This is a genomic window from Streptomyces sp. SPB074 (assembly GCF_000154905.1).
Taxonomy (GTDB): Bacteria; Actinomycetota; Actinomycetes; order Streptomycetales; family Streptomycetaceae; genus Streptomyces.
This window is the reverse complement of sequence record NZ_GG770539.1, coordinates 4437431-4440644: the sequence shown is the minus strand read 5'-3', so window position 1 is coordinate 4440644 and position 3214 is coordinate 4437431. Positions and strand designations below refer to the sequence as shown.

The following is a 3214-nucleotide window of genomic DNA, read 5'->3' as shown; positions in this document are numbered from 1 at the left end:
CTGCCCTCGCCCGCGCGCGCCACCGGCGGCGGGAAGAAGGCGGCGGCCCGCGCCGCCGCCGTCTCCACCACCCCCATCGACACCGACCGCTGGTGCTCCGTCTCGCGCAACGACGTGAGCGCCCAGGCCCTCCAGCCCACGCCCAACCAGGTCGAGTGGGCCGTGGACATGGCCGTGCGCGGCGAACTGCGCGCGAAGTGGCTCACGACGGGCGGCTGGCGCAACCAGTACGGCCTGGGCACGGTCGACCCGCAGGGCCTGTTCCCCAAGCCCACGCTCGACGGCGCCCCGGCCGGGGCGCGCATCCCCGCGAACGTCATGCTCGGCGTCCTCGCCCAGGAGTCGAACCTGTGGCAGGCCGAATCCGGCGCCATTCCCGGCCAGATGGGCAACCCGCTGGCCGCGGTGGACGGTTACTACGGGCACGACGCCTCCGGATCGACCGCCGACTACTGGAAGATCCACTGGGACGACTCGGACTGCGGCTACGGCGTCGGCCAGATCACCGACCGGATGCGGCTCGCCGGGCACGAGAAGGACGGCGAGAAGAGCCTGCCCGCCGAGCAGCAGAAGGCGATCGCCGTGGACTACACGGTGAACATCGCCGCCGCGGTGAACATCCTCGCCGACAAGTGGAACGAGCTGCACACCCCCGGCCAGGAGGTCACCGTCAACGACGACGACCCCTCCAAGGTGGAGAACTGGTTCACCGCCGTGTGGAACTACAACCTCGGCTTCAACCCGCCCGACCCGCACAGCAGCGGCCCCTGGGGACTCGGCTGGTACAACAACCCGGCGAACCCGATCTACAAGAAGGGCTGGGGCAAGCCCTTCATGGACACGAGCGTGGACCCGAACGCGGTCCGGGACGCCGCGCACCCGCAGGACTGGCCCTACGAGGAGAAGGTGATGGGCTGGTCCGCCTGGTCCATCGACACGGACTTCTCGTACGGCACCGACGGCCGCCAGGACTGGCAGGGCGAGTCCGGCTTCAGCTCGGCCGGTCTCAACCCCGCCTGGTGGGTGGGCGACGTCCAGCGCAGCCAGGTCTCACCGCCGCTGGACACCTTCTGCAACGACTTCAACAACTGCGACTCCCTCACCCCGCCCGACTGCCCGACCGAGGAGTGCTACGCGCAGTACTGGTGGCACAAGGCGAACACGTCCTGGAAGGACGACTGCGCGACCGACTGCGGGCACGAGAACATCAAGTACGTGACCCTGCGCGCCGAACCCGGCCGCGGCACCCGGCTCAAGCACGGCGAGCCCGACTGCGACAGCGCCCCGGCGGGCTCCCTCGTGGTCGCCTCCGTGCCCAGCGGCACACCCACCTGGGGCGCGTGCGGCGACACCGCCTCCAAGGGCAGCTTCCAGTTCGGCTTCGACGCCGACGGCGACAACCACTACGAGGCGAAGGCCGACCTCCATCAGATCGGCGGCGGCTACGGGGGCCGCTTCTGGTACGCGCACAGCCGTGACGCGGCACACCTCGGCGGCGACGGCGGGGCCATGACGGTCACCGGCACCTGGACGCTCGGCAGAGCCTGGGCTGGGCCCGCGTGTTCGCGCACATGCCGGGCACCGGGGCGCACACCCAGCAGGCCCACTACGTCGTCAAGGGCGGCGACCGCGACCGCTACGTCAACACCCACTACGGCGAGAACGAGTGGGTGGAGCTGGGGACGTACCAGTTCACCGGCACACCGCGCGTGGAACTGTCGAACACCACCGACGACGGCACCGCCGACGACGACATCGCCTTCTCCTCGATCGCGTTCAAGCCGCTGTCCGCCAAGCCGAAGCACATGGTCGTGGCCATGGGCGACTCGTACTCCTCCGGAGAGGGCGCCGGGAACTACTCGCCGGAGTCCGACACCAGTCACGGCACGAACCAGTGGAACGCGTGCCGGCGCGGCGACAACTTCTGGCCGCGCAAGGTCCTGCTGCCGTTCACCAGCTCCTCGATCGCCGACCTCGTCAAGGCCGGTGACCCCTCGCTCGACTTCCAGAACGTCACCTGCTCCGGTGCCCGTACCTGGCAGCTCACCCCGGGGGACCCGGCGGCCTGGGGCGGCATGGGCAACTACCACGAGAAGACCCAGATCGACTCCGGCGTCCTGAGCGCCGACACCACCCTCGTGATGCTGACCATCGGCGGCAACGACGGCGACAACTTCACCAACGCCGTCACCCACTGCTACATCATCGGTGTCTGCGACAAGAGCGACTACACGGGCGCGACGGACACCGCGGTGACGGACACGGGGACGCTCCTGGAGAGCATCGCCCAGGCCGCGCCGAACACGCGGATCGTCCTGATGGGCTACCCGCACATCGTCGCGGACGACCCGTGCCACATCTCGGACTTCGACACCCTCAACTCCCTCGCCGACTACCTTCGCGACAAGCAGGCGGCCAAGGTCGAGGAGCTGAAGGCGACGAACCTGAAGGTGGACTACGTCGACGCGATCCCGGCCTTCCACGGGCACGGGGTGTGCGACACAGACGAGGAGATCAACGCCGTCGTCATCGGGCCGAAGGGGGACGGCGACTACCACGCCGGGGACGTCTCCGGGGGTCCCTGCGTCCCGCAGGCGCTCGGCGGGCTGTGCGCCAGCCTCGAATCCTTCCACCCGAAGAACTCCGGGACCACGAGGTACGCCCAGATCATGGACCAGGCCCTCGCCGACCTCGGGTACACGGGCGGCTGATGAGTCCCGCGCCCAGCGGCCCCGTGGCGGCCGGCGGATTCGTCCTCCGGTCCGCCACGTGCTGCCTCGTCCTGCTGCTCGTGCCCGCCGCCCTGCTGGCCTGGTTCTGGTACTCGGTCCGGCACGACGGGCACGTGACCGCCGACCGCGAACGGGCCGCCCGGGCGGCCGTCCTGCGCGAGGCCACCCGCGCCTCCCGGGCCACGGCCCGCGCGCTCGACGCCCTCGACGCGCGGGGCTCAGCGGACCCCGACGCGCTGACGGCGATCGTCTGGGAGCACACCCACGCGCCGGTCATCACCTACCGCGCCGCACCCGGACGGCTCACCGCCGTCACCTCCTGGTCGGCGCCGTACTCCGGGAAGGGCGTGCTGCCCGGCGGGCCCCTGCGGGCGGAGCGCTGCTTCACCCTCACCGCCGAGCGCGCGCCCGGCGCCACCTGGTCCACCCGGCTGACGGAGCACGGCGAGGACGCCTGCGCGGGTGAGGACATCGCGGGCGCG

Annotated in this window: 3 protein-coding genes and 1 pseudogene; 2 read left to right on the top strand and 2 right to left on the bottom strand. The window is 70.9% G+C overall.

All coding sequences use genetic code 11. From position 1 onward, the window contains the following. Positions 1 to 206: hypothetical protein (locus tag SSBG_RS35870; RefSeq protein ID WP_324603572.1), on the bottom strand; the 206-nt coding region annotated here is incomplete at its 3' end. Positions 207 to 893: 687 nt separating this feature from the next. Then, on the bottom strand, positions 894 to 1088 hold the full coding sequence (locus SSBG_RS35865; RefSeq protein WP_324603571.1) for a hypothetical protein: 195 nt from the start codon (positions 1086 to 1088) through the stop codon (positions 894 to 896). A gap of 483 nt (positions 1089 to 1571) precedes the next feature. Between SSBG_RS35865 and SSBG_RS34920 the strand changes: the two genes are divergently transcribed. Next, positions 1572 to 2711 (top strand): SGNH/GDSL hydrolase family protein, encoded by a 1140-nt coding sequence (locus SSBG_RS34920; protein WP_324603570.1) that lies wholly within the window; start codon positions 1572 to 1574, stop codon positions 2709 to 2711. Continuing rightward, positions 2711 to 3214, top strand: a pseudogene (locus SSBG_RS18655) (hypothetical protein); the annotation flags it as partial. The gene SSBG_RS34920 and the pseudogene SSBG_RS18655, both read left to right, overlap by 1 nt.